Origin of the sequence: Photobacterium chitinilyticum (assembly GCF_004104355.1) — a bacterium.
In the GTDB taxonomy this organism is placed as follows: Bacteria; Pseudomonadota; Gammaproteobacteria; order Enterobacterales; family Vibrionaceae; genus Photobacterium; species Photobacterium chitinilyticum.
Window position 1 is genome coordinate 1 of sequence record NZ_RJLM01000289.1, and the last position, 349, is coordinate 349.

Annotated in this window: 2 tRNA genes and 1 rRNA gene; all 3 read right to left on the reverse strand. The window is 53.6% G+C overall.

The window, feature by feature from the left end:
- Positions 1 to 9: 9 nt before the first annotated feature.
- Positions 10 to 85, reverse strand: a tRNA-Lys gene (locus EDI28_RS26770).
- 1 nt (position 86) lies between these two features.
- Positions 87 to 162 (reverse strand) — tRNA-Glu (locus tag EDI28_RS26775).
- Positions 163 to 261: 99 nt separating this feature from the next.
- Positions 262 to 349 (reverse strand): 16S ribosomal RNA (locus EDI28_RS26780); the annotation flags it as partial.

Sequence of the window (349 nt, forward strand, 5' to 3'; positions counted from 1 at the left end):
AGGAGAAGATGGTGGGTCGTGCAGGATTCGAACCTGCGACCAATTGATTAAAAGTCAACTGCTCTACCAACTGAGCTAACGACCCTTGGCGTCCCGTAGGGGAGTCGAACCCCTGTTACCGCCGTGAAAGGGCGGTGTCCTAGGCCTCTAGACGAACGGGACTAAGTGTTTCTTGCCAGCGTTGTTGGGCAACGCCGGCGCTCTTTTACATTTTAACCAGGCAATCTGTGTGGACACTGCATTAAACAGCAAGTCTTTAGGTAAGGAGGTGATCCAGCCCCAGGTTCCCCTAGGGCTACCTTGTTACGACTTCACCCCAGTCATGAACCACACCGTGGTAAACGCCCTC